The organism is Xanthomonas sp. MUS 060 (genome assembly GCF_000963215.1).
In the GTDB taxonomy this organism is placed as follows: Bacteria; Pseudomonadota; Gammaproteobacteria; order Xanthomonadales; family Xanthomonadaceae; genus Xanthomonas_A.
In genome coordinates this window covers 69,746-95,229 of record NZ_JZIM01000004.1, presented here as the reverse complement: position 1 = coordinate 95,229, position 25,484 = coordinate 69,746, and the positions used below count along the sequence as shown (strand labels likewise).

At 64.6% G+C, this 25,484-nt stretch carries 23 protein-coding genes; 7 read left to right on the top strand and 16 right to left on the bottom strand.

Going from position 1 to position 25,484, the window contains the following annotated elements; all coding sequences use genetic code 11:
• Window positions 1–429: 429 nt before the first annotated feature.
• Genes XANALMUS060_RS06320 through XANALMUS060_RS06300 form a run of 5 tightly spaced genes read left to right on the top strand, consistent with a single transcriptional unit; the run spans window position 430 to window position 3,983 of the window.
• Window positions 430–1,209 (top strand): DUF6776 family protein, encoded by a 780-nt coding sequence (locus XANALMUS060_RS06320; RefSeq protein ID WP_045737660.1) that lies wholly within the window; start codon window positions 430–432, stop codon window positions 1,207–1,209.
• A complete protein-coding gene (locus XANALMUS060_RS06315) occupies window positions 1,181–1,639 on the top strand; it encodes a polymer-forming cytoskeletal protein (protein WP_045737659.1) in 459 nt (152 codons plus the stop codon). Before XANALMUS060_RS06320 ends, XANALMUS060_RS06315 begins: the two co-directional genes overlap by 29 nt.
• Before the next feature lie 31 nt (window positions 1,640–1,670).
• Window positions 1,671–2,057, top strand: a complete 387-nt coding sequence (gene erpA / locus XANALMUS060_RS06310) for an iron-sulfur cluster insertion protein ErpA (RefSeq protein ID WP_045726690.1) — start codon at window positions 1,671–1,673, stop codon at window positions 2,055–2,057.
• A gap of 48 nt (window positions 2,058–2,105) precedes the next feature.
• A complete protein-coding gene (gene nudC, locus XANALMUS060_RS06305; RefSeq protein WP_045737658.1) occupies window positions 2,106–3,032 on the top strand; it encodes an NAD(+) diphosphatase in 927 nt (308 codons plus the stop codon).
• A gap of 54 nt (window positions 3,033–3,086) precedes the next feature.
• Complete coding sequence (locus XANALMUS060_RS06300) at window positions 3,087–3,983, top strand: membrane protein (protein WP_045737657.1); 897 nt, start codon at window positions 3,087–3,089, stop codon at window positions 3,981–3,983.
• 12 nt (window positions 3,984–3,995) lie between these two features.
• Here the strand turns inward: XANALMUS060_RS06300 and XANALMUS060_RS06295 are convergent, their stop codons facing one another.
• The 16 genes from XANALMUS060_RS06295 to cutA all read right to left on the bottom strand — a co-directional run bounded on the left by XANALMUS060_RS06295 (window position 3,996) and on the right by cutA (window position 22,765).
• Complete coding sequence (locus XANALMUS060_RS06295) at window positions 3,996–4,427, bottom strand: DUF2752 domain-containing protein (RefSeq protein WP_045737656.1); 432 nt, start codon at window positions 4,425–4,427, stop codon at window positions 3,996–3,998.
• Window positions 4,428–4,521: 94 nt separating this feature from the next.
• Window positions 4,522–4,821, bottom strand: coding sequence for a CD225/dispanin family protein (locus tag XANALMUS060_RS06290; protein WP_045737655.1), 300 nt, complete (start codon window positions 4,819–4,821; stop codon window positions 4,522–4,524).
• A 120-nt stretch (window positions 4,822–4,941) separates the two neighbouring features.
• Window positions 4,942–6,864: an MFS transporter gene (locus XANALMUS060_RS06285; protein WP_045737654.1), complete on the bottom strand. Its 1,923-nt coding sequence runs from the start codon at window positions 6,862–6,864 to the stop codon at window positions 4,942–4,944.
• A 128-nt stretch (window positions 6,865–6,992) separates the two neighbouring features.
• On the bottom strand, window positions 6,993–9,218 hold the full coding sequence (gene yccS, locus XANALMUS060_RS06280) for a YccS family putative transporter (protein WP_045737781.1): 2,226 nt from the start codon (window positions 9,216–9,218) through the stop codon (window positions 6,993–6,995).
• Between the two features lie 392 nt (window positions 9,219–9,610).
• Window positions 9,611–10,900, bottom strand: coding sequence for a phosphoribosylamine--glycine ligase (purD, locus tag XANALMUS060_RS06275; RefSeq protein WP_045737653.1), 1,290 nt, complete (start codon window positions 10,898–10,900; stop codon window positions 9,611–9,613).
• A 274-nt stretch (window positions 10,901–11,174) separates the two neighbouring features.
• Window positions 11,175–12,761, bottom strand: coding sequence for a bifunctional phosphoribosylaminoimidazolecarboxamide formyltransferase/IMP cyclohydrolase (purH, locus tag XANALMUS060_RS06270; protein WP_045737652.1), 1,587 nt, complete (start codon window positions 12,759–12,761; stop codon window positions 11,175–11,177).
• A gap of 274 nt (window positions 12,762–13,035) precedes the next feature.
• Window positions 13,036–13,980 carry a hypothetical protein gene (locus XANALMUS060_RS06265; protein ID WP_200894015.1) on the bottom strand — a complete coding sequence of 315 codons (945 nt, stop codon included), beginning with the start codon at window positions 13,978–13,980 and terminating at the stop codon, window positions 13,036–13,038.
• A 352-nt stretch (window positions 13,981–14,332) separates the two neighbouring features.
• A complete protein-coding gene (fis, locus tag XANALMUS060_RS06260) occupies window positions 14,333–14,605 on the bottom strand; it encodes a DNA-binding transcriptional regulator Fis (RefSeq protein WP_045737651.1) in 273 nt (90 codons plus the stop codon).
• A 117-nt stretch (window positions 14,606–14,722) separates the two neighbouring features.
• Window positions 14,723–15,454: a DUF3426 domain-containing protein gene (locus tag XANALMUS060_RS06255; RefSeq protein ID WP_235430377.1), complete on the bottom strand. Its 732-nt coding sequence runs from the start codon at window positions 15,452–15,454 to the stop codon at window positions 14,723–14,725.
• 306 nt (window positions 15,455–15,760) lie between these two features.
• Window positions 15,761–16,681, bottom strand: a complete 921-nt coding sequence (gene prmA / locus XANALMUS060_RS06250; protein WP_045726698.1) for a 50S ribosomal protein L11 methyltransferase — start codon at window positions 16,679–16,681, stop codon at window positions 15,761–15,763.
• A 219-nt stretch (window positions 16,682–16,900) separates the two neighbouring features.
• Window positions 16,901–18,268, bottom strand: a complete 1,368-nt coding sequence (accC, locus tag XANALMUS060_RS06245; protein ID WP_012914871.1) for an acetyl-CoA carboxylase biotin carboxylase subunit — start codon at window positions 18,266–18,268, stop codon at window positions 16,901–16,903.
• A gap of 129 nt (window positions 18,269–18,397) precedes the next feature.
• Window positions 18,398–18,880: an acetyl-CoA carboxylase biotin carboxyl carrier protein gene (accB, locus tag XANALMUS060_RS06240; protein ID WP_045737650.1), complete on the bottom strand. Its 483-nt coding sequence runs from the start codon at window positions 18,878–18,880 to the stop codon at window positions 18,398–18,400.
• Window positions 18,881–18,932: 52 nt separating this feature from the next.
• Window positions 18,933–19,409 carry a type II 3-dehydroquinate dehydratase gene (gene aroQ / locus XANALMUS060_RS06235; protein WP_045737649.1) on the bottom strand — a complete coding sequence of 159 codons (477 nt, stop codon included), beginning with the start codon at window positions 19,407–19,409 and terminating at the stop codon, window positions 18,933–18,935.
• A 218-nt stretch (window positions 19,410–19,627) separates the two neighbouring features.
• Window positions 19,628–20,146: a TlpA disulfide reductase family protein gene (locus XANALMUS060_RS06230; RefSeq protein WP_082064949.1), complete on the bottom strand. Its 519-nt coding sequence runs from the start codon at window positions 20,144–20,146 to the stop codon at window positions 19,628–19,630.
• On the bottom strand, window positions 20,143–22,428 hold the full coding sequence (locus XANALMUS060_RS06225) for a protein-disulfide reductase DsbD (protein WP_045737648.1): 2,286 nt from the start codon (window positions 22,426–22,428) through the stop codon (window positions 20,143–20,145). The genes XANALMUS060_RS06230 and XANALMUS060_RS06225 overlap by 4 nt, the downstream gene beginning before the upstream one ends.
• 4 nt (window positions 22,429–22,432) lie before the next feature.
• A complete protein-coding gene (cutA, locus tag XANALMUS060_RS06220) occupies window positions 22,433–22,765 on the bottom strand; it encodes a divalent-cation tolerance protein CutA (protein ID WP_045737647.1) in 333 nt (110 codons plus the stop codon).
• A gap of 255 nt (window positions 22,766–23,020) precedes the next feature.
• Between cutA and XANALMUS060_RS06215 the strand changes: the two genes are divergently transcribed.
• Window positions 23,021–23,308 carry a co-chaperone GroES gene (locus XANALMUS060_RS06215; RefSeq protein ID WP_045726704.1) on the top strand — a complete coding sequence of 96 codons (288 nt, stop codon included), beginning with the start codon at window positions 23,021–23,023 and terminating at the stop codon, window positions 23,306–23,308.
• A gap of 111 nt (window positions 23,309–23,419) precedes the next feature.
• Window positions 23,420–25,066, top strand: coding sequence for a chaperonin GroEL (gene groL / locus XANALMUS060_RS06210; protein WP_045737646.1), 1,647 nt, complete (start codon window positions 23,420–23,422; stop codon window positions 25,064–25,066).
• Window positions 25,067–25,484: the final 418 nt, after the last annotated feature.

The window sequence follows — 25,484 nt, the reverse complement described above, 5'->3', positions numbered from 1 at the left end:
CCGTGATGGAGCCAGCGCATGCGACCTCGTCGCAAGCGCCACGTCCGCAGTGTGCCGACCACGTTCGCGGCCAGGACTGGCGATAAAGGCTGGCTTCTGGCTTCCAGGAGGGGCCCGGCGCGGGTATCCGGGTGCTGGGGCGCGGTCCCAGGCCGAATCCAGGTCCGGCCGCCAGTCTGTCGGCGAGGCGCTCGGCCAAGGCCGATGCGCTGGCGCTGCCGAGTCCGGACCGGGATTGGCGTGTCTGCAGCATCGGTGGCTGGGTCAATCCTACCGTCTACGCCTGTGGCCATGGTCAGCCTGGCGTGGGCGATACCGGCGGCAATTCGCCGTCGATCATGGGTTGGCTCTGGATTACAATTTGGAAAACCAAGCAGGCCGACTCGCCAGGATCGACGTCGGCGCCGCTCCGGTGGCGCCGTTGTATGCATGAACCGACCCGTTCCCCGTTTCCAGATCGTGCTCAATGGCGTCGCGCCACGCCGTGCCCGTGCAGTCTGGTTGTTGTTCGCGCTGCTATGGCCGCTGTCGATGGGCCTGACTTGGTGGTTCGCCAGCCGTCAGGCAGCGCCTCGGCTGGGCGTGGTCAGCGCGCAATTGCGCCAAGCCCAACACCAGTTGCTGGCACAGCAGCAGCAGATCCAGGCCCTCCATCAGCATCAGGCCACCCTGGCCCGTTCCGACCAGATCAGCCGTGCCGCCAACAATGAAGTGCAGAGTTCCCTTGCCGAGCGCGAGGAAGAGATCGCCAGCCTGCGCGCGGATGTCGCGTTCTACGAGCGTCTGGTCGGTGCGACCAGCCAGCGCAAGGGCTTGAGTGTGCATTCGGCGGAGTTCTCTGCCGAGGTCGGCGGCACCTGGCACTACAACGTGGTGCTGACCCAGAACCTCAACCGTGGCGCGATCAGCCAGGGACAGATGCGCCTGACCGTGGAAGGGGTACGTGGTGGCAAGCTCGCCAGCGTGGGCTGGGACGAGTTGCACCAGAAGACAGGCATGCCTGGACAGGACTATTCGTTCCGATACTTCCAACAGCTCGATGGCAGCGTAATACTGCCCAAGGGATTCACTCCACAGCGGGTGCGCGTGTGGTTGAGCGGTGGTGGGGGTGGGGCACCGGTCAACCAGACCTTCGATTGGGTATTGGCCGGCAACAGCAACGGCAAAGTGGAGCAGAGCGATGTTCGGAAACAAGAGCGGCCGCAGTAGCGGTCAGACCGTGGTGGACACTCTGATCGGCGCCCAGGTGGTGATCCGTGGCGATCTGATGTTCAGCGGTGGGCTCTACGTGGAAGGGCGCATTCTTGGCAAGGTGATCGCCGAGGAGGGAGTGCCGGCGATGCTCACCCTGTCCGAACACGGCAGCATCGAAGGCGAAATACGTGCCCCGGTGGTGGTCATCAATGGTCAAATGATCGGCGACGTACACGCCACCGAGCGGGTGGAGCTAGCGCCGAAGGCGCGGGTGCAGGGCAACGTGCATTACCAGGTGGTGGAGATGAACGCCGGCGCACAACTCACCGGGTGTTTGATCCATGCCGGCAGTATCGCCACGCTGGCGCTGCCGCAGATGCCCAACGCCGTCGCCTTGGGTGCCCCGGAGTCGTCGCCGCCTGCGCTGACCGCGGACCAGGCTTGATTCGGCGCCCGGCCATCCCCATGCTGTCTACATGAGCACCATCGTCTCCCTGCCCGGCGCTGCGCCGACGCCCGATTACCAGTCGCTGGAGCGGCCGCTGAACTTCACCTCGGCCGCCGCGGCCAAGGTGCGTGAGTTGATCCGCGAGGAAGGCAATGACGCGCTGGCATTGCGCGTCTACATCCAGGGTGGTGGTTGCTCAGGCTTTCAGTACGGCTTCGAGTTCGACGAAAACCGTGCCGAGGACGATCTGGCGGTGCAGACCGACGCGGTCACCTTGCTGGTGGATCCACTCAGCCTGCAGTACTTGATGGGTGCCGAAGTGGACTACAGCGAAGGGTTGCACGGTGCGCAGTTCGTGATCCGCAACCCCAACGCCAAGACGACCTGCGGCTGCGGCAGCAGTTTCAGCGTGTAGACACGCTGCGGCTTGCGGCACGCCCGGTTTGCCTGCACCCTGCGGCGCATGTCCGAACCGATGCCCATGCCCGTTTCTTTCGCTTTCGCCACAAGCGCACTCGACCGTGCCGATGCGCTGCGCAACGATCCGGTTGCGCTGCGTCGGGCCTGGGAGCAGGCACGGGTGTTGGTCCTGGATGCCGATGGCCATGCGTATGCGGACGTCCAAGGGCATTTGTGCGTCTATGCCAGCGCGACGTTGGGCGATGCGCTGGAGCGTGCGGTGTTTCTCGGCCTGGACGATGGGCAGGCGTGGTTCGCGTTGATCGCCGCTGCGCTGCCGCGCGATCTCGCGCCGGCGCAGCGCCTGGATTTGCGCCGTGCCGCTGCCGAGTGGTCAGCGCCCGCCGCTGGCATGTTCGCCTATGCCCGCGCCATGCTCCATTGGCAGTCGCGGAACCGCTTCTGCGGCGTATGTGGTGGCGCGATTGCATTCTTGCGCGGTGGTTTTCTCGGCCAATGCACCCAATGCGGCATCGAACATTACCCGCGCGTGGACCCGGCGGTGATCGTCGCGGTCAGCGATGGCCGGCGTCTGCTGCTTGGGCGCCAGGCCAGTTGGCCGGCGCGCCGCTATTCGTTGATCGCTGGGTTCGTCGAACCAGGCGAGTCGCTGGAACAGACCGTGGTCCGCGAAGTGGCCGAGGAAACCCGGGTACGGGTGCAGCCGGGCAGTTGCCGTTACTATGCCGCGCAGCCATGGCCCTTTCCTGGCGCGCTGATGCTCGGTTTCACCGCGCTGGCGGGGCCGGACGTGCCGCAGGTGGATGGTGAACTGGAGGACGCGCGCTGGTTCGACCGCGAGGCCATCGGCGCTGCTCTGGAGCGCGCAACGGCACAGGGCGACAGCGCCGACGACGGTCATGGACTGCGCTTGCCACCGCGCATTTCCATTGCGCGTGCGTTGATCGAGGACTGGTGCCGGCGCGGCTAGCCGCAGCGCTGCCGGTCAAGCGCATCCGCTTCAGAACGGTCCCGGAGGACCTGCATGTTTACGACCCTCGTCGCTGTGATCGTTACCCTGGTGCTGGGCCATGTCGCGCCTGGCATGGTGGCATCCTTGCGTCGCTTCGACGCGTTCGGCGATTGGTTGTCATGGTTGGATGCGCGCGCTGGCGATGGCAGTGTGTGGCGCGGCCGCGATGGCATGTTGCTGGCGTTGCTGCCGGTCTTGTTGCTGGTGGGTTTGGTGCAGTGGCTGTTGGCGGTGCCGTATCTTGGCCTGTTCGCGCTGCTGTTCGGGATCGCAGTGTTGGTCTTCAGTTGGGGCCCGCGTGACCTGGACCGCGATGTGGAAGCGGTGATCGAGGCCGACGACGCAGCGGCGCGACGCTTGGCGGTGGCGCAATTACGGGCTGCTGGCGAGCCGCTGCGCGAGGACCCGGCCGGTCTGGTCGAGGCGGTGGCGGTCGCGGCGCTACGGCGTTGGTTCGCGGTGCTGTTTTGGTTTCTGCTGCTCGGGCCGTTCGGCGCGCTGGGTTACCGTCTGCTCGCGCTGGCGGTGGCTGGTCCTTATGCGGCGCGGCTACCGCCTGCCACCGCGGCCGGTGCGCGCGTGTTGCTGGGCGCGCTGGAATGGCCGGTGGCCCATCTGATGACGTTTTCGTTTGCGTTGGTCGGCAATTTCGAGGCGGTGTTTGGCGTCTGGCGTGCGCTCGGTGCTGGCCGTTGGCGTCTGGACAGCAGCTTCATCGGGCCAGTGGCTTGCGCCAGCGTGCGAGGCGAACTCGATGCCGAGGCGCACGACTACAGCGACGCAGGCATGTTGGTGCCGGCCTTGCGACCGCTGCCCGAATTGCGCGATGCAATGAGCCAGGTGTGGCGGATCTTGCTGTTGTGGTTGGTGCTGCTGGCATTGCTGGTCATCGCTGGCTGGGTCGGTTGAGCTGGCGCGCCGCTACGCAAGTGTGTGTGGCGCGAGCAAGGTGAATGGGAACCACGGGAGGTTGCGCAGCAGTGCGTAACCGAGCAGCACCCACAGCCATCCTCGTGGATCGGCCAGAATTTTCAGCAGCGGTGCCAATGGACGCAGACGCAAGCCGGCGGCGTTGAGTGCCATGAGCGCCAATAGCGGCAGCGCCACCACCAACAGTGGATTGCTTGCCCAGGCGTGGGCCAGATCCAGATGCACTAACGCATGCAGGCAGCGGGTACTGCCACAGCCGGGACAGTACAGGCCGGTGAGGCGATGGAAGGGACATGTCGGCAGCGGATGACCCGGTGCGTTGGGGTCGACGTGGCGCAACACCAGCGTGGCGACCGTGGCGGCACTGCTCAGTGCGAGCAGTGGCAGCCAGCGGGGCAGGGAATGGACGCGTGTTAGCACCACCGCGACACCTTTTGGCGTTGGGGAGGGGCCGCTGCTGCAGACGGCGGCGGACCGGACCGGTGAGTTACGAAGAAGCGTGCATGCGGCAAGCTATTCAGTGGCCGAGGAGGCTGCCGAATACGATGCTGCTGCCGCCCAGTACGAACAATAGGGCGATCAGGATGGGCACGGCGAGCGCGGACAACAGTGCCCACATGCCTGCCTTGCGTGAGGCCGCGCGCGCGCCGTCGATGTCGCCCGCACTGCGACGCCCGTCGACCTGGGCGGCGTATACGATCGACACGATGCCCAGCGGCAGACAGCAGAACAGCGTGGTCAGGATCGCCCAGACCAGATGGTTGGGAATATAGAGGCCCGTCTCGTTGGGTGCGGGTGGCGGTGATGCGTGGCTCACTGTCTTTGATCCTTCATCCGTGGATGCCATGGTGCCGATGCGGACAGAGCGGGGATGTGCGCCCAGCGTCCTTGCCTACATAAGTTAGGCCGAAGCATACACGCCGAGCACCTGTCTTGTTCATGCGGCGTCGCCGCGCAGTCCTCGTACCTGTGCTTCCAGCAGCGCGGCGCTGGCCTGGGTACCGGCAATCGGTGTGTCGGCGATCACCTCGATCGGGGCGCGGAAGCGTCGCGGTACACGCATGCGTCCCAGCCGTGAATCGCGCCTGCTCCACATGCTGCTCCACATGTTGCGCAGGGCCATCGGCACCACCGGCACCGCGCGGCGGGCGAGGATTTTCTCCACTCCTGACTTGAACGCACCGATTTGCCCGTCCTTGGTCAGCGTGCCCTCGGGGAAGATGCACACCAGCTCGCCCTCGGCCAGCGCCGCATCGATGGCGTCGAACGCGCGCTCCAACAGTATCGGGTCCTCGCGCGCGCCAGCGATCGGAATCGCCCTGGCGGTGCGGAAGATCCAACGCATCACCGGGAGATTGAAGATGCGGTAGTACATGACGAAACGCACCGGTCGCGGGAGCGAGGCGGCCAGTACCAGCGCGTCCATGTAGCTGACGTGGTTGCACACGATCAGCGCCGGGCCCGCGTCGGGCACGTGTTGTTCGATGCCGTGCGTGCGCAGCCGGTACAGCGCGCGCACCATCAACCAACTGAGGAAGCGCATCAGGAATTCGGGGACGATACTGAAGATCCACAGCGCGATCAGCGCATTGGCGATGGCCAGCGCCAGGAAGACCTGCGGGATGCTCAGTCCGGGCATCGGGATGCGCAGGCCGAACAAGCTCAGTTGCGGCAACTGTAATGCGATGCCTATCGCTGCGGCCAGGACAATGAACAGCGCGTTCTGGATATTGAGCCCGGCGATGACCCGCGATATTTCCGCCTTCGGCGTGCGGCTCTGGATCAGAGCGAACAGCGGCACCACGAACAGGCCGGCACACAGGCCGATGCCGACCAAGTCGAGCATGAGCCGCCAGCTTCCAGACTGGTGGACGAACGCGCCGATTTCCAGGCTGGTGTGCAGTGCCGACCCAGGCCGGGCGAAGTACAGGTCGAGCATGAAGCCGCTGATGCCGAACGCGCCCAGCGGCACCAGGCCGATTTCAACGGTGTGTCCGGATAGCCTCTCGCATAGCAGCGCGCCGGTGCAGGTGCCGACCGAGAACAGTGCCAGCGCGAAGATGTACAGTTGCGGCGCACCACCGAGATTGACCTCGGCATAAGTCGGCAACTGTGCGGTGAGCACGGTGCCGAAGAACCAGAACCACGACACGCCCAGCACCGCGTTGCGTACCGCCAGTTGGCGACGGGTCAGGCGCATGATCGCCAGCGACTGCGGCAGTGGGTTCCACTGGATGTTCAGTTGCGGTGCGCCGGCATCGACCTTGGGAATGCGGCGCGCGACCAGATTGCCGGTCACCGACAGTGCGATCACCGCGGCGGCGGCGGCGACTGGACCGTGGTGGCCGGCGATCTGAAAGATCAACCCGCCCACGATCATGCCGCACAGGATTGCCAGCGACGTGCCCATCTCGATCAGGCCATTGCCGCCGGTCAGCTCTTCCGGCTTGAGCACCGATGGCAGGATCGAATACTTCACCGGACCGAACAATGTGGCTTGCAGGCCGCTGCAGAATAGCGCCAGCAGCAGCAGCGTCATGTGCTCGGTCAAGAAGCCGACCGCCGCCAGCGACATGATCGCGATCTCCATCGTGGTGGTGATGACCACCAGACGCGATTTCTCCAGCTTCTCTGCGATTTGTCCGGCGAGCGAGGAAAACAGGAAGAACGGCAGGATGAACAGTGCGGGAGCCAGATTGGTGTACAGCGTGCGCTGTTGTGGGGTCACGCCGAGATAGAACAACAGGCCGATGATCGCTTGTCGGTACACGTTGTCGTTGAACGCGCCGAGCGCCTGGACCACGAAAAACGGCAGAAAGCGGCGTTGCCGCAGCAGGGCGAACTGGTTGTGGGCAGACATGCAGACTCCTTTGCGGACGTGGGCAGCCTAGCAGCTTCGATGCGGATCAAGGTTGCGGGGAGCATCTGTTCGTGCATGGCGAGCTTGTCGCGTGCGGCGAAGCAGATGGATCGTGCTGATAACGTATCTCAGCGTGTGTTTGGCACGGCAAGCGCGGACGTTGATGTTGACGTCCCCATATCAGCAGCCGCCCGCGCCGCTTCGCGGAGTTTGGGCAATAAGCGCAGGGTCAGTGCGAGTTGGTTGCGCACCAGTCGGCGCTTGCTGTCGTCGATGCCATCCTCGCGTTCCAGTGCGTCCGCCAGCGCGATCTCCACCGCCGTGTCGGTCATGGGTAACGCGTGTCGCTGGTTCAGTGCGTCGGCTAGCGCGCCCAGTGTCTCTTGCAGGTAGGTGCCTGCATGGTCGATGTCCGGATCGGCTTCGCCGGCCAGCGCGGCGCGGTGCGCGCCCAGCGCCGACAGATAACCGAGCAGGGTGTTAGACAGCGCCAGGAAGCGGAAACCCGCATCCAGATTGCGGCGATAGCGGCCCGGTTCGCGCAGCATGTTGGATAACGCCACCGACAGGCCCGCGTCGGCGTTGTGCATGTCGCGTCGGGCGATGCGATAGGGCAGATCGTCGCGCATGCCGCTGCGATATTGCTCCAGTACTTGTGTCAGGTAGCGTGCGCAACTGGTCAGCACCGTCGCCATGACCTGGTTGATGCGCCGACCCTGCCAGTCCGGCAGGATCAAGAACGCGGCGGCGGCGGCAATTGCGCAGCCGATCAGCGTATCGAGCAGACGCGGCCAGATCAGCACGAAGCCGTCGCCGAGCAGGTTGAAACAGAACAGCGCCATCACTGTGATTCCCGCAGTGGCGAGCATGTAGCGGTCAGTGCGGGTCACGAAGAACAGCAGCGTGGCGAGCAAGGCAAACAGTAACTGCACTTCGGTGCCGGTGAACAGTTGCATCAGCGCCCAAGCCGCGCCCAGGCCGATCAGCGTGCCGGCGATACGTTGCGCCAGGCGCAGCCGGGTGGCGCCGTAGTTGGGCCGGCAGACGAAAGCGGTGGTCAGCAGCACCCAGTAGCCGTTGCGTGTATGCATGGCTTGGATGATGGTGTAACCGGTTGCCAGCGCAATCGCCATGCGTAGCCCGTGCCGGAACAGCACCGAGCCGGGGGTGAATTGTTGGCCGAGGCGCAGCAACATTTCGCGCAAGGTATGCGGCGAAGCGTCGCGCAGGCGAGTATCCATGGTGTCGCTGTTGGTATCCGATCGTGCCGCCTCGGCCAGGCGCCGTTCGATGCTCTGCAGGTTGGTCACCAGTAACTCCAGCGAGCCGAGCAGGCGCGCCTGCTGCGGATCGGCGTGGGCGTGCAGAAAATCCAGCGACTGACGCAAGTCGGTGGTGGCCTGCTGGGTCTGCTCGCCATAGTCGAATGGCTGGCGTAGCCGGATCGCCTCGCCCAGTGCCGCGCAGGCCTTGCCCTGTAGCGCCAGCAGACGCTGGCAGCGGTACAGCACGTCGCTGTGGAAGAAGGCGTCGGTCAATGCCTCGTATGGATAGTGCGAGGAACTGGCGCGCTCGTGGAAGTCCTGCGCCATGTAGTACAGGCGGAAGTACAGGCCGGACTGTACGCCGGGCCGGCCGGAACGACCGAAGCGGCTCATGATTGCGGTCTTGGCCGCATTGAGCGCTGCCACCACTTGTGCGTTCTGTTCGGCCAGTGCCAGCCGCCGCGCCTGCAGGTCGCTTTGCCGGATCGGCTCGAACAGCGCGGCTTTGAGCTGCAGGTAGCGGCCGAGTTCGACGAACAGCCGCGACAGCCGTTCGCGCACCGGGCGGTTGGCGAACAGCACCGTCCACAGCACCGACAGCACGCCGTACCAACCAGCGCCGAGCAGCAGCAGCGCCACGCCGTGCCAGGCGCTGCTGTCCAGATGGCCGCTCTGGCTGCCATGGTCGATGCCGATCATGGCGTAGATCGCCAGCGCCACCGTGCCCTGGGCGATGGACGCATAGCGTTCGCCGAGCGCGCCGAGCAGGGTCAGGGCGAAGGTGGACAGCGCCAGGCCGGCCACGAACGCGAGCGGATACGGGAACAGCACCACCACCGCGGCGGCGGCGGCGGCGAAGCACAGGAGCGACAGCAGTACCGACTTGGTCCGGCCCAGCCAGTTGTCGTCGGTTTCGGCGATGGCGCTGGCGATGGTGCCGAGGAAGATCGCCGGTAGCGCGTCCAACTGCTGGCGATGCCAGCACAGGCCCATGGCCGCGGCCAGTGCGATGAACACACGCAGGCCGTAGCTGGCCTTTTCGTGGGCCCAGAGGCGGCTGAGACGGGATTCGAGCGAGGTCGTGGACACGGCGACACGATAGCGTACCCGTTGTCCGTGCGACGCGATCAGCGTCACCGGGTGTGGCAGAGAATGGGAGGCATTGGTGTGGCGATCCAGCGGCGGATTTTTTGAGCTGCTTGTGCGGCAGTGAACGCCCTGCCCAACGTCACGACGCTGGCTCGGATCTTTCTGAGCTGCCTACACGGCAGTGAACAGCACCAGCGCGTTGCGCAGGGCATTGATGGTTTTCTGAGCTGCCTACACGGCAGGTTGCTGACATCGGATGGATGCGTGGATGCGCAATTCACACCTGATGCAGCCTTCCAGCACAGTCGCTGCCGTTTGTACGCACAGCGACATCCTCTCGCAACGGGCGTTAGCGATGATGCCGTCGCGAGGGGACGTCGTGCTTACACGCGCTACGCGTCGCGTTCGCGCGCGATTGCGCGCCAGCCGATATCGTGGCGGTGGAAAGCGCTGGCCCATTTGATCCGGACCACGCCGGCATAGGCGCGACGCTGCGCATCGGCCACGTTATCGCCCAACGCGGCCACGCACAGCACGCGGCCGCCAGCGCTGACCACGCGCCCCTGCGCATCGAGTGCGGTGCCGGCATGGAACACTTTGGCGTCGGCGGGCACCGTCTCCAGGCCGGTGATCGGCTCGCCAGTGACCGGCGTGTCCGGATACGGCGCGGCGGCCAGCACCACGCCGAGCGATGGGCGTGGGTCCCACTGCGCTTGGGCTGCATGCAGCCGTCCGTCCAGTGCCGCTTCGACCAGATCGAGTAGATCCGATTGCAGGCGCAGCATCACCGGCTGCGTCTCCGGGTCGCCGAAGCGCACGTTGAATTCGATCACCTTCGGCGCGCCGTTGGCGTCGATCATCAGGCCCGCGTAGAGAAAGCCGGTGAACGGCACGCCATCGGCCTGCATGCCGCGCACGGTCGGTTCGACCACTTCCCGCATCACCCGCGCATGCACCTCGGCGGTGACCACCGGCGCTGGCGAGTAGGCGCCCATGCCGCCTGTGTTGGGGCCGGTGTCGCCGTCGCCGACGCGCTTGTGGTCCTGGCTGGTCGCCATCGGCAACGCGCTGACGCCGTCGACCATGGAGATGAAACTGGCCTCCTCGCCGTCGAGGAATTCCTCGATCACCACGCGTGCGCCAGCGTCGCCAAAGGCGTTGCCGGAGAGCATGTCACGCACGGCGGCCTCGGCCTCGGCCACGGTCATGGCCACGATCACGCCCTTACCGGCGGCCAGGCCGTCGGCTTTGATGACGATCGGCGCGCCTTTCGCATGCACGTAGTCCAGCGCGGCGTCCACCTCGGTGTGCACGGCGTAGAACGCGGTCGGAATGCCGTGGCGGTGCAGGAAGTCTTTCGCGTACGCCTTGCTGCCTTCCAGCTGCGCGGCCGCGGCGGTGGGGCCGAAGATACGCAGGCCGGCGGCGCGGAAGCGGTCCACCACGCCCAGCACCAGCGGCACTTCCGGGCCGACCACGGTCAGTGCCACGCCTTCGGTCTGCGCCAGTGTCAGCAACCCGTCCAGATCGGTGACCTTGATCGCCACGTTGCGGCATTTGGCTTCGTTGGCGGTGCCGGCGTTACCGGGGGCGACCAGCACTTCGCTGACGCGCGAGGATTGGGCCAGTTTCCAGGCCAAGGCGTGTTCGCGGCCGCCAGCGCCGATGACGAGCAATTTCATGGGGTCGAGTTATCCATACGAATCAGGAGGAAGGCCATACAGAGCCGCTATTTGATAACGCCGAGCCAGATTTTGCGTCTGTGGATCTTCTCGGCCGTTTCAGTGCGGTTGCCACGATAGTCAGTACAACGCAACGTGCGATGTGTTGTCATGCTCAGTTACCGCCATGGTTGTGGTCAGACAAACGCAACAGCTTGCGTGCGCGATCAACAGGCGGAGGTTGCAACATTCCGCCCGCAGCGACCGTGCCGGGATCAACGCGCCTTGGCGCGCCTCAATGGCGAAAATGCCGCACACCGGTGAACACCATGGCGATGCCGTGTTCGTCGGCGGCGGCGATGACCTCGGCGTCGCGCATCGAACCGCCGGGCTGAATCACCGCCTTGATGCCGGCGGCAGCGGCGGCGTCGATACCGTCGCGGAACGGGAAGAACGCATCGGAGGCCATCACCGAGCCTTCCACCGTCAGGCCAGCGTCGGTGGCCTTGATGCCGGCGATGCGCGCCGAATACACCCGGCTCATCTGCCCGGCGCCCACGCCGATGGTGCGGTGATCCCTGGCGTAGACGATGGCGTTGGACTTGACGTACTTGGCCACTTTCCAGGCGAACAGCAGGTCGGCGAACTGCGCTTGGTTCGGCGCCAGTTTGGTGACGACCTTGAGTGCGTCGCGGGTCACCACGTGGTCGTCGGCGGTCTGCATCAGCAGGCCCGAACCGATGCGCTTGGTGTCGATGAAGCCAGTGCTGGCCGGTGCCAGCGGGATGCGCAGCACGCGCACGTTGGCCTTCTTCTTGGCGTATTCCAGTGCGGCCTCTTCGTAGTCCGGGGCGATCAGCACCTCGACGAACTGACGGTCTAGGATGACCTTGGCCGTGGCCGCATCCAGCGTGCGATTGAAGGCGAGGATGCCGCCGAAGGCGCTGGTCGGATCGGTCGCATAGGCCATTTCGTAGGTGTCGCCGCAGCCCGTACCCACCGCTACGCCGCAGGGATTGGCGTGTTTGACGATGACGCAGGCCGGCGCGTCGAACTGGCGCACGCATTCCCAGGCCGCGTCGCTGTCGGCGATGTTGTTGTAACTCAGTTCCTTGCCTTGCAACTGCGTGAAGGTCGCCAGCGAACCCGGGGCCGGATACAGGTCGCGATAGAACGCGGCCTGCTGATGCGGGTTCTCGCCGTAGCGCAGGTCCATCACCTTGACGAAACTGCCGTTGCTCTGCGCGGGGAACACGCTGCGGCACACGCCGGCCTCGCTGTGTTCTACCACTGCCGATAGATAATTGCTGATCGCCGCATCGTACTGCGCGACGCGGTTGAACGCGGCCACCGCCAGGGCGAAACGCTTGGCGGCCGACAACTGGCCATCGTGGGCGTCCAGCTCGGCCAGCAGCTCGGCGTATTGCGCCGGATCGGTGGCCACCGCCACGCGGGCGAAGTTCTTTGCCGCCGAGCGCAGCATCGCCGGGCCGCCGATGTCGATGTTCTCCACCGCCACATCCAGGGTGCAGGCCGCATCGGCGGTCACTTGCTCGAACGGATATAGATTCAGCACCAGCAGGTCGATCGGCGCGATGCCATGTTCGGCCATCACCGCATCGTCGGTGCCGGCGCGGCCGAGCAGGCCGCCGTGGACGCGTGGGTGCAGGGTCTTGACCCGTCCGTCCATCATTTCCGGAAAGCCGGTCAGTTCGGAGACGTCCTGCACCGTCAGCCCGGCCTCGCGCAGCGCCTTGGCGGTGCCGCCGGTGGACAGCAATTCCACCTTGCGTGCGGCCAGCGCATGGGCCAGATCGATCAGGCCGGTCTTGTCGGAAACGGACAGCAGCGCCCGGCGCACGGGCAGGAAATCGGAGGACATGAGGGTCAGGCACACATCGAAGCGAGGGAGCGATATTGTAGGCTGCGCCGTCGCCGGCATGGACCTCGGCACCGCGCCAGGGTGTGGATCTACGCGATCATTGGTCGTTGCCAGGATCGTTTGCGCTTGGCGAAGTGGATCTTGTCCCGGTGCCACCGCCATCGGGCCTGCATTGGGCAGGGTTTTCCGGGTCTGTCTAGGCCATGAACCCCCCCTGCGTCCGCAACTGAGGTCAGCGCCGGGCCATTGATGTCGAGCCCGTCGGTGTCACGGATCAATGGGATTGAAGCCACGGCGAGGACAGGGACCAAAAAATGATGTCCGCTCCCAGGTAGTCCGTCGCGAAAGTCGACTGTTCAACCTTGCCCACGACGTTACCGGTACGCGGATCACGATAGTCGAGATCGGGTTCTTGAACGGCCATCGCGACCAGATCCAGCCGTCCCTTGTATGTGTGGAAGAATGGATAGGCGTTATGCATCTGGGCTTTCTTGTAGGGCAGCACGTCTGGTCCGCCGACGCCGATGTGATGCGCTACAGCGAAATCGAAAGCACGCTGCATGTAGCGATGGTCGTTGTTCCATTCGCAGGGCCAGAAGTTGATGTATTGGACGACAGCGCTGTGCTTGAAGACCGCGCGCGCATAGGCGGCATTCTCCAGGGTGGCTTGAAAGTAGCCGTCGCAGCTGAAACCTCCAGCGGAGTCTTTGGGTTTGTCCAGATCAATCGCCGATTCGGGCAAGTTGATGCCGCGAATGCGTCCGTCGAAGCGCTCGGCCAGTGCCTTGAGTAGCGCCTGATAGCGTTCACGCACATGGGGATTCCATTGCATGGCCACCCAGCCTTCGCCGCTGGTGCTATCGCCCTGCTTCGCCAGCCCTCCGCCGTAGATGGGATCTTTCAGCAGATACTCGGGGATGCGGCGGGCGTCGGCCGAGAAGAAGCGGTCCTGCAGTTGCACGAAGAGCTGTTTGTGCACCGATTGCAGAGAGGCCAGGTCATGTTCGATCGCGGTAAAATCGTAGACGCCCTTCGACTTTTCCAGCATGCGCCAGGGATAAAGAACCTGAGCGCCCTTGATGTCGTTGCGCGCTAGAAGCGGCTTGGCCTTGGCGAAATCTCCGGTGGAAAGATAGATGTAGTCATCTGCAGTTCTGGCTTTTTTCGCCAATGCAGGAAGTGCAAGAGCCAATAGGCAAAGCAACATGGTCTTGTGCATTTGTACGCATTGCATGGTCAAGAACACAGCGCAGGCGCTGCGCGCGTGTTGTCCAATCGATGGATGGTGCGTTGTTTATGGCGGCCGGCCAGGCGATGTGGCTGGCTTGCGGCGATCCAGGCCGTCGGCCAATCGAAAAACTATCACTCTACGAATCGACTTTACAACCCGTCGAGATGCCTGCGATCGAGACTTCATCGGCCTGATGAATTGCCCGGACGTGGCCTAATAACGCGGTTGCAAAAAGCGATTGCCCCCGGAGCCGATGTTGCGGTGTTTGGGGGCCACGCCGCGCATCGCATCGGGCGAGGAGGGCGTGCCTTCGCAGCGCATGTTGCGTGCGTCTTGTCCTTCAGGCCAGCCCGTATTCTTTCAGTTTCTTTCGCAGCGTGGCGCGATGAATGCCCAGCAGTGCCGCCGCGCGGCTCTGGTTGCCTTCGCAGTAGTTGAGTATTTCCACGAACAATGGGATTTCCATCTCGCGTAGCACGATCTCGTATACGTCGTCTGCGTCGCAACCATCGAGGTCGCGCAGGTAGCGGCGCACGGCTTGCGCCACGTGTTCGCGCAGCGGTGGCTTCGGTGCGCCGCGACTGGAATCAGGACGTGTGGTGGCGGCGTTCAAATTCGATGGATCCCGGTAAGACGACCACGCCGGGAGACTGAAGGGTCGGCGTGGGGAGAGGAGTCTAGCGCGTGGCCCGCGCCGCTGTCATGGCGACAAGTGGAAATTAGTGCGGTTTCAGTGGAAGTCAAAGCTGAATGCTGCTGTGTCTGCTGCCAACTCGCGTACTTGGAAGGTGATCTGTGCGCTCTGTCCCGGCGCAAGTGTCGTGTTGTCTGGATGGTGATTGCCCAGGTAGTCCTGCGGCTTCAAGACACGGCTGCCGATGGTGCGTCCATCGGCGTCGGCCAGCGATAGTTGCAATAGCGGCCATGCTTGCGCCCAGCGTGCGTCGTTGCGAAATGTGGCGCGTACCAGCAGTACGCCGTCCTTGCCAGGCAGCGGCCGCACCTCGCGGCTGAGCATGGTGAATGCGCGTGGCTCGCGCCACGCCGGCACACTGCAGTGCAGCACTTCGCAGATTCCGCTCACCCATGGCCGCCAGTGCGCGTCCGCACTGAGTTGTTGGCGGTCGGCGATCAGGATCTGCAGCGCCAGCAGGGCGCTCAACCCGAGCAGGGCGATCCATTGCCAGGGTCTGGAGCGCAACACCGGTCGCTTCAGGAAATTCGGCGCGGCACTGGTGGCTGTCTCTCGCGTGCGCGCCACCGCGTCGGTGATTGCCTCCGGCATGTCCGCTGTGGTGTCGGCCGTATCGGGTTCGGTCTGGTGGGTGGGTGCGCCATGTGCGGGTACGTGCGCTACAGCGCCGGGCTCGGACGTGGCGGCGGCATCGGTACCTGTGTGGGACCGATCCGGTTGACGTAACAGAGTCGCGAAGCTGGGACGTGGTGGCGTGGGATCGGGCATGCGCAAATGTGACGACGGCAAGGACGCTATTCAAGCATGCGCGCAGAGGCTGTGCAGCGCCAGACACTTCCGCCCCGCGCTTGGCGCGGTGGCGAGTGTAGTGGGTTGCTCACGTTCATTTGCAAACAAGACGAGGCATCGGGTTACCGGCTAGCGCGGATGGTGCGTTGCGCTATAGGTATTCCTGATGTCATCGCTCGGGTTGGAGTGACCTGCCGACGATGGGGTGGTTGTGCAGTGCGCGCGATGGGAGCAATGGGGTCATCGTCGGCCACGCCGTCCATCTCGGAGGCGATGGCAAGGAGTTCAGGTGCGGCGCACGCCGTCGATGCGCATCCAGTCGCCGTCCTGCTCGGTGCGCAATTGGTCGAACCACGCGGCATAACGCTGCAACAGGTCCTGTTCCTGGCCGTGCAGGATTCCAGAGAGCGCGATGCGTCCGCCCGGCGCGACGCGGGCGGCCAGGGTCGGTGCCAGTGTGTCCAGCGCCGAGGCGAGTATGTTGGCGACGACCACTGGATAGGTCGCGGTGGGTTCGTCATGCGGCAGATACACCGCCAGCCGCGCACCGACGGCGTTGCGCTCGGCGTTGTCGTGGCTCGCCAGTAGCGCTTGCGGGTCGTTGTCCACGCCGACGGCTGCCGCTGCGCCCAGCTTCAGCGCGGCCAGCGCCAGGATGCCCGAGCCGCAGCCGAAATCCAGCACCCGCGCTTGCGTCAACGCGCCGTCTGCGGCCAGTGCGTCCAGCCAGCGCAGGCACAGCGCGGTGGTCGGGTGGGTGCCGGAACCGAATGCCAGACCGGGGTCCAGACGCACCACGGCGGCGTCGCTGCCGCTGGCCTCCTCCGGTAGCGCGTGGTTCCACGGCACGATGAAGGTGCGTGCGCCGAAGCGCATCGGCTGGAACTGATCCAGCCAGGCGCGTTCCCAGTCCTGGTCGTCGACTTTGCGGAAAGTGGCTTGGCTCCAGTCCAGCCCGGGGTCGAACGCATCCAGCGCGGCCAGCAACAACAACGCGTCCTGCTCCTCAGGGAACAGCGCACTGAGAACCAATGTGCCCCACAGTGGTGTTTCGCCCACGCCTGGTTCCAGAATCGCGCGTTCGTTGCTGGTGTCGGCATCGGCATCGAGCAAGGTGACGGCCAGCGCACCGACATCCTCCAGCGCAGTTTCGTAACGGGGCTGGGTCGCGTCGGTGCAGCGCAGGGTCAGTTCGAGGAACGGCATCGGTCGGCGGGTGATCAGGGGAGTGAGGGTGAGTCGCGGACTCGGAACTTGGCCTTTTCCAGGTGTAAGCCGCAGGCGGTGCTGTCATGGCGGCGGCATACAGGGCCAACGGCTGTTGCTACGTGCGATGGCGGCAACGCCTTGCCACTTTTTTCGTCACGGTATTGGAGCGCGATTTGGCTCCGGAGCGCATGTTGCCGTCCGGAGCCACTGGCTTCATCACACCAGCGCGATGGACTTGTTCTTGCGCTCGGCCAGACGTTTTTCCAGGTAGTGGATGTTCTGTCCACCAGCCTGGAAACCCTTATCGCGCATGATCCGCTGCTGTAGCGGAATGTTGGTCTTGATGCCGTCCACCACCATCTCGCTCAGCGCCACGCGCATGCGCGCGATCGCGGTCTCGCGGTCGGGGCCATGCACGATCAACTTGCCGATCATCGAGTCGTAGTTCGGCGGCACTTTGTAGCCGCTGTAGATGTGCGTGTCCACGCGCACGCCGGGGCCACCGGGCGGGTGGAAGCCGGTGATCAGGCCCGGATTGGGCATGAAGGTTTCCGGATCCTCGGCGTTGATGCGGCACTCGATCGCATGACCACGCAGCACGATGTCTTTTTGCTTGATGCTCAGCTTGTGCCCGGCCGCAATACGCAACTGTTCGCAGACCAGATCGATGCCGGTGATGCGCTCGGTGACCGGGTGCTCGACCTGGATGCGGGTGTTCATTTCGATGAAGTAAAAGCGCCCGTTTTCGAACAGGAACTCGAAGGTGCCGGCACCGCGATAGCCGATGCGGATGCAGGCGTCCACGCACACCTTGCCGATTTCGTTGCGCAGTTCCTCGGTGATGCCCGGCGCTGGCGCTTCCTCGACCACTTTTTGATGGCGACGCTGCATCGAGCAGTCGCGCTCGCCCAGGTGGATGGCATTGCCCTGGCCGTCGGCCAGTACCTGGATTTCCACATGGCGTGGATTCTCCAGGAATTTCTCCATGTACACCTGGTCGTTGCTGAAAGCGGCCTTGGCTTCGGATTTGGTGGTCTCGATCGCGGCCTTCAACGCCGCTTCCGAATGCACCACGCGCATGCCGCGACCGCCGCCACCGCCAGCGGCCTTGATGATCACCGGATAGCCGATTTCGCGCGCAATCTTGGTGTTGGCGACGATGTCTTCGCCCAGCGGGCCACCCGAGCCGGGCACGCACGGCACGCCAGCGGCCTTCATCGCGCGGATCGCTTCCACCTTGTCGCCCATCAGACGGATGGTGTCGGCCTTGGGGCCGATGAAGATGAAGCCGGACTGCTCCACGCGTTCGGCGAAGTCGGCGTTCTCCGACAGGAAGCCGTAGCCGGGATGGATCGCTTGCGCGTCGGTGACTTCGGCCGCCGCGATCAGTGCCGGGATATTGAGGTAGCTCTCCGCCGACGCGGCCGGGCCGATACACACCGACTCGTCGGCCATGGCCACGTGCTTGAGGTTGCGGTCCACGGTGGAATGCACCGCGACCGTGCGGATGCCCAGCGTATGGCACGCGCGCAGGATGCGCAGGGCGATTTCGCCGCGATTGGCGATGACGACTTTATCTAGCATGGGAAAGGATTCCGAACGCGGGATGTGGTTCTGGACGCGGGATTGCGAGGCGCTGGACGCGGAAAAGCAAATTGGCGCGCAGGCGCTTGCTTTTCCGAGTCACAGGTCCTGGTCCTGCGTCCCGGCGCTTCAACCGATCACGAACAGTGGCTGATCGAACTCCACGGGTTGGCCGCTTTCGCCGAGGATCGCCACGATGGTGCCGGCGACGTCGGCTTCGATCGGGTTGAACATCTTCATCGCTTCGATGATCGCCAGGGTCTCGCCGATCTTCACCGTCTGGCCGACGCTGACGAACGCGGGCTTGTCCGGGGATGGGGAGGTGTAGAAGGTGCCGACCATCGGCGCACGCAGCACGTGGCCCTCGGGCAGGGCGTTGCCGGGCTTGGCGCTGCCGCCGGTGGAGGCTTCGGTCGGCGAATGCATCGGCATCGCGGCGGTTGGCGCAGGCGCAGCCGCCGGCGCTGCGGCGACGTACTGCGGCGCGCTGCCGGCCATCCCCTTGGGCGTGCGCGCCAGGCGCACACTTTCCTCGCCTTCCTTGATCTCGATCTCGGCGAGATTGGATTCTTCCAGCAGGTCGATCAGCTTCTTGATTTTGCGCAGATCCATAACGGCCTCGTGAGGTGAATCGGAATAAAGACCGGGCGTGCGGCCCGGCGACTTAAATGGGAATGCGGCGTGCTGGTATGGCGCATGCGGTCGCTTCCAGCCGTGTCAGCGCCGCGTCCATCGCATAGCGGTAGCTATCTGCGCCGAACCCGCAGACCACGCCGACCGCGTGATCACTGAAATAGCTGTGGTGGCGGAACGGCTCGCGGCTGTGCGGATTGGACAGGTGGATTTCGATGAATGGAATCGCCACCGCCGCCAGTGCATCGCGCAGCGCCACCGAGGTGTGGGTGAACGCGGCCGGGTTGATCAGGATGAACGCGGTGCCGTCCTCGCGTGCGGCTTGCACCCGCTCCACCAGCACATGCTCGGCGTTGGACTGCAGGCTGTCCAACTGGTAACCCGCCGCGCCGGCCTGGGCCAGCAGGGCCGCATCGATCTGCGCCAGCGTGGTGTGCCCGTACACGTCCGGCTCGCGGCTGCCGAGCAGGTTGAGGTTGGGGCCATGCAGCAGCAGCAGTCGGGACATCGAGGGCACAACAGTGGAAAGGGCGGCAGTCTGCGCGAAGCCGGCATTGCTGTCCAGTTCGGCGAAGTTGCAGATGTTTTAAGCGTCCGTTTGATTTCCCCGATTCCCTGCTGCGCTGCGCCAGGTCAGCGTCCACGATCATGCCGTGAGCGTGGACGCGCCACGGTTCCATCCGTGCGGGATCGCCTGCGTTGTGTCGCTCAATGCGGTTGTGCCGCTCAATGCGCTGGCGAGTGGCCGTCGCGTGTCCAGCGCTCGGCCTCGCCTGCGGCGAATGGACCGAGTTTTTGTTTCACAATGCGGCCATCGGCGTCGATCAGCACGCTATACGGCAATAAGCCCTGAGTGTCGCCCAGGCGCACGCTGGCGTCGGCCGGGCCGGGGGTCTCCAGCGCGGTCGGGTAGCTGATCGGTATCCGTTGCAGCAATGCGCGCACATCCTCGACCCGGTCCAGGGCGATACCCAGCACCTGCAGGCCGCCTTCGTTTGGCGTGCGCGCCAGACGGTCCAGTTCCGGTATTTCACGCACGCATTGTTCGCACCAACTGGCCCAGACGTTGACCAGCAGCGGCCTGCCACGGAACTGCGCCAAGCTGATGCGCTCGCCATTGAGCGTGGTGAGTTGCAGCGCCGGTGCGTGTTTGCCGTGTCGCACGTCGAACGCGTGTGCGGCGATCAATCCCAGCACCGCCGCGACCACTGCGACCACGAGCAGGCGTTGCGGCGTGGTGGTCATCGCGCCGCGCGTAGCAGCGCGTCTTCGACCACGGCTTGGGTCAGCATTGGCGGCAGCACGGTCGGCGGCGCGCCAGGACCGTAGACCACGTACAGCGGCACACCGACCGCCTTGTGCTCGGCGAGGAAGGCGCTGATGCGCTGGTCCTCGTTGGTCCAGTCGCCCTTCATGTACACCGCGTCCACGCGTTTGAGCGTGTCGCGGAACACGTCGCTGTGGAAGACGTTGCGCTCATTGGCCTTGCAGGTGACGCACCAGTCCGCGGTCATGTTGACGAACACCACGCGATTGTCGGTGCGCAGACGGTCGAGCATCTCCGGCGAATAGACCACGGTATTGCCCTCTTCCACCGTGGCACTGGGGGGGGGCAGTCGGGTCACGCCCCAGGCCGGCAGCAGCGCCAGCAGCAGCAATACGCTGGCCGCGCGCATGCCCCACGTGTGGCCGTGCCAGCGTGCGCGTTCGAACCACCACAGCCCCAGGGCCAGTAGCGTGGTGCCGATCAACAGCAGGGCGACCGCGTCTACGCCGCGCTGCTTGCCCAGCACCCACAGCAGCCAGATCGCGGTCAGGTACATCGGGAACGCCAGCACCTGCTTGAGCGTTTCCATCCATGCACCCGGCTTGGGTAGGCGCGTGGCAAGGGACGGCACGAAGCCGATCAACAGGAATGGCAGCGCCAGGCCCAGGCCGAGGGTCAGGAACACCAGCATGGCTGTGGCTGGCGGGGCGGTCAGTGCATAGCCCAGTGCCGGACCCATGAATGGCCCGATACAGGCACTGGACACCACGCAGGCCAGTACGCCAGTGAAGAAATCGCCGACCGGTCCGCTGCGCGCCGAGAGCGACTGGCCCAGGCCGCCGAGATTGGTGCTGAGAGTGAAGACGCCGGACAGGCTGAGCCCGACCACGAACATCAGATACACCAGGACCGCGACGAAGCCCGGACGCTGCAATTGGAACCCCCATAGCAGGCGCGCGGCCACGGCGATACCGCCGACCACGGCGAAGGAGGTCAAGACGCCCGTGGTGTACCAGAGCGCATGGCGGCGAGCGCGGCTGCGGCTTTCGCCGCTTTGCGCCAAGCCCAGGACCTTCAACGATAGGATCGGCAGCACGCAGGGCAACAGGTTCAGCACCAAGCCCCCACCCAATGCCAGCAGTAGGATCCACAGCAGGTTTTGCGGTGCGGGCTGCGTCGCGGCGTGGCTTGCGTCACGGTACGCCGGGGCATCCGGCGCAGGCTTGGGCGCAGGCGCTGTCGTTTGGTTGGCAGCGCTCGTCGCGTCGTTGGCGTCACTCTGGCGGCTGTCCAGCGGAGTCACCATGAGCGGGGTGACCGCCGCTTGATCGGGCGAAGTGAGCTTGCCCTTGGGCAGCGACAGCTTCACCCGCCGGGTCATGGGCGGATAGCAGATGCCGTTGGTCTGACAGCCCTGGAAGGTCGTCACCAAGGTCGCCTCGGCGGCATTGGTGCGTTGTCGTTGCAGCGGCACGGTCACTTCGCTTTGGTCGAAGTACACCACCACATTGCCGAAGTGTTCATCCTGGTGCGAGCGGCCCGGCGGCCAACGCGGTATGCCGGTGCGAATGCCGGGGGCACCTTCCAGTACCAGCGCGGTGCGGTCGCGGTACAGGTAATAGCCGGGTGCGGGCGTGAAGCGCAACAGCAAGGTATTGCCGTCGCTGACGATGGCTTCGAAGCCGAATGCCTGATCCGACGGCAGCGGCAGGCCCTGCAGCATGTCGGTCGCTGCACTGGTGCCGAGCAGCGGTTTTCCCTCGTTATCGGAGTGGTTGTCTACTGGCGCAGACTTGCTGGGCGGCACCGCATCCGCAGCAACGGCCGCCGGTAGCGCCACATCGAGCATGCGTTTCTGCGGCGGGTAGCACACACCGGCGTCGGCGCAGCCCTGGTAGCGCACTTCCAGTTGAAGGTGCTTGGTGCCGGGGTCGGCAATGCCGCTCTGCACGGCGGTCAGTTCGCCGCGGTAGGTCTCCACTTCGCCGAAATACGGGTCGATCTTTTTGTGTCCGGCTGGCAATTGCAGGGTCGGGTTGGGTTTGAAGTCACCGATCACCCGGACTGCGATCCGGTGCCGATACAGGTAGTAACCCTTGGCGATGTCCCAGTGCAGCACGATGCGGCCGCGTTCGGGCGCTTGCGCGCTCAGCGCGAAGGCCTGGTCCACCGGCAGCAGGTCTTTTTCGCTGATTGCCAGGGCGGGGAAGGCGGCTATGGCCAGCAGGCACACAGCGACGATACGTTGCAGCAAGGTCATCGGCTTATGGTTCCTCACGGGTTTCGGCATGCAGCCATTGCAGGTAGGCGGGCAGGCCATCGGCGACCTCGACTTCGACCAGCTCAGGCACATCGTAGGGGTGCAGTTCGCACAGCCGCTGCCGTAGCGCGGGCAGGCGGTCGGCAGCGGTTTTGATCAGCAGCAGTACTTCCTCGGCCTGTTCCACCGTGCCCTGCCAGCGGTAAGTGGAGTGCAGGCCTGGTAGGCGGCTCACGCATGCGGCCAGCCGCTCGTCGACCAGCGTTCGTGCGATCCGCGCGGCGCAGGCCGGATCGGGGCAGGTGCTGAACAATAGGCGGAGCGCGGGCATGACCATATAGGCCACAGTATAGGGACGCCCAATCGGGCTGTGGTGGCGCCCGGAGCGATGTTCGATGTCCTGGCGTGGGTGGAGAACGGTGAGTGCGAAAATTTTTTGCTCTCGCCCCTTGAAAGCCTGTCGCTTGGCACTACATCTTGCGCATCCCGGCGTGCCGGGTTTTTTCGCCAGCGTTGCTGGCACTCGTCATCTGCGAGTGCTAATGCCGCCTAATTTCACTAGACCAATCAATCATTTAAGAGGCCCCTCTCAATGAGCATCAAGCCGCTTCACGACCGCGTCGTAGTCAAGCCGATCGAAGCCGACGAAATCTCCGCCGGCGGCATCGTGATCCCGGATTCGGCCAAAGAAAAGTCCACCAAGGGCGAAGTCGTGGCCATCGGCCAAGGCAAGCCGCTGGACAACGGCAGCGTGCGCGCGCCGGCGCTGAAGGTTGGCGACAAGGTCATCTACGGCCAGTACGCCGGCTCCAGCTACAAGTCCGAAGGCGTCGAGTACAAGGTGCTGCGCGAAGACGACATCCTGGCCATCGTCGGCTAAAGGCCCTCACGCCGGGCCAGGAGCTGGATGCGCTGTGCGCTCCCGCTGTCCTAAGACCTGCTGCCTGTCGATTCCTAAATTCCCAAATCACGCATTACTGGAGTTACCCATATGGCTGCCAAAGATATCCGTTTCGGTGAAGACGCCCGTTCGCGCATGGTGCGCGGTGTCAACATCCTCGCCAATGCCGTCAAGGCGACCCTTGGCCCGAAGGGCCGCAACGTCGTGCTCGAGAAGAGCTTCGGTGCCCCGACCATCACCAAGGATGGCGTCTCCGTTGCCAAGGAAATCGAGCTGGCGGACAAGTTCGAGAACATGGGCGCGCAGATGGTGAAGGAAGTCGCCTCCAAGACCTCCGACAACGCCGGCGACGGCACCACCACCGCCACCGTGTTGGCGCAGGCGCTGATCCGCGAAGGCTCCAAGGCCGTCGCTGCCGGCATGAACCCGATGGACCTCAAGCGCGGTATCGACAAGGCCGTCGAGGCCGCCGTGGCCGAACTGAAGAAGATCAGCAAGCCCACCGCCGACGACAACGCCATCGCCCAGGTCGGCACCATTTCGGCCAACTCCGATAAGGCGATCGGCAACATCATCGCCGACGCGATGAAGAAGGTCGGCAAGAAGGGCGTGATCACGGTCGAGGAAGGCTCGGGCCTGGACAACGAGCTGGACGTGGTCGAGGGCATGCAGTTCGACCGCGGCTACCTGTCGCCGTACTTCATCAACAACCAGCAGAGCCAGTCGGCCGACCTGGACGATCCGTTCATCCTGCTGCACGACAAGAAGATCTCCAACGTGCGTGACCTGCTGCCGTTGCTGGAAGGCGTGGCCAAAGCGGGCAAGCCGCTGCTGATCGTCGCCGAGGAAGTGGAAGGTGAGGCGCTGGCGACCCTGGTGGTCAACACCATCCGTGGCATCGTCAAGGTCGTGGCGGTCAAGGCGCCGGGCTTCGGCGACCGTCGCAAGGCGATGTTGGAAGACATGGCCGTGCTGACCGGCGGCACCGTGATCTCCGATGAAGTGGGCCTGTCGCTGGAGAAGGCGACCCTCAAGGATCTGGGCCGCGCCAAGAAGGTGCAGGTTTCCAAAGAAAACACCACCATCATCGATGGCGTCGGCGATACCGCCGGGATCGAGTCGCGCATCAAGCAGATCGAATCGCAGATCGCCGAGACCTCGTCGGACTACGACAAAGAGAAGCTGCAAGAGCGCATGGCCAAGCTGGCTGGCGGCGTGGCGGTGATCAAGGTCGGCGCTGCCACCGAGATCGAAATGAAAGAAAAGAAGGCGCGCGTCGAAGACGCCCTGCACGCCACCCGTGCGGCGGTGGAAGAAGGCGTGGTCCCCGGCGGCGGCGTGGCCCTGGTGCGTGCGTTGAGCGCGATCGGTTCGCTCAAGGGCGATAACGAAGATCAGACCCACGGTGTGCAGATCGCGCTGCGTGCGATGGAAGCACCGCTGCGCGAGATCGTCACCAACGCCGGCGAAGAGCCGTCGGTGATTCTCAACAAAGTCAAGGAAGGCACCGGCAACTTCGGTTACGACGCCGCCACCGGCCAGTTCGGCGACATGGTTGCGTTCGGTATCCTGGATCCGACCAAGGTGACCCGTTTGGCGCTGCTGAATGCGTCCTCGATCGCCGGCCTGATGATCACCACCGAGGCGATGGTGGCCGAAGCGCCGAAGAAGGAAGAGCCGGCCGTCGGCGGTGGCATGGGCGGTGGCATGGGCGGCATGGGCGGCATGGATTTCTGATCCAGCCGGCGCGAGCCGACCAGTCATACGCAGTCGAAAGAGCCCCGCAGCGATGCGGGGCTTTTTCGTTGCCGGCCACGTTGTGCATGGTCATCGGAGTGATGCCGATGCGCGATAAGCCGTGCTCTTACAGCACGCACGGCGCAATCGGGCTGTTCCGTTCTGCCAATCCGATGGGCAGATCCTCCGGGGGTGTCGCCAGGTGAGGGCGTCTGCCCGAACGAGATCGGCGCGTTGCGGCAATGCGGCGGGAATCGGTGTGAGCGACGGCGAATCGCGCATAACGTCGAAACCGTCTACAGGCATCGCGTTGCAGCGTGTTGACAGGGTTGTCGACGACATGCAGGTTAGGGCGCACGGGTGCCCAGGGGAGCTGCACGTGCCCGCATGTTCGTCCTTTTTCTTTGCGTCGTCGTTG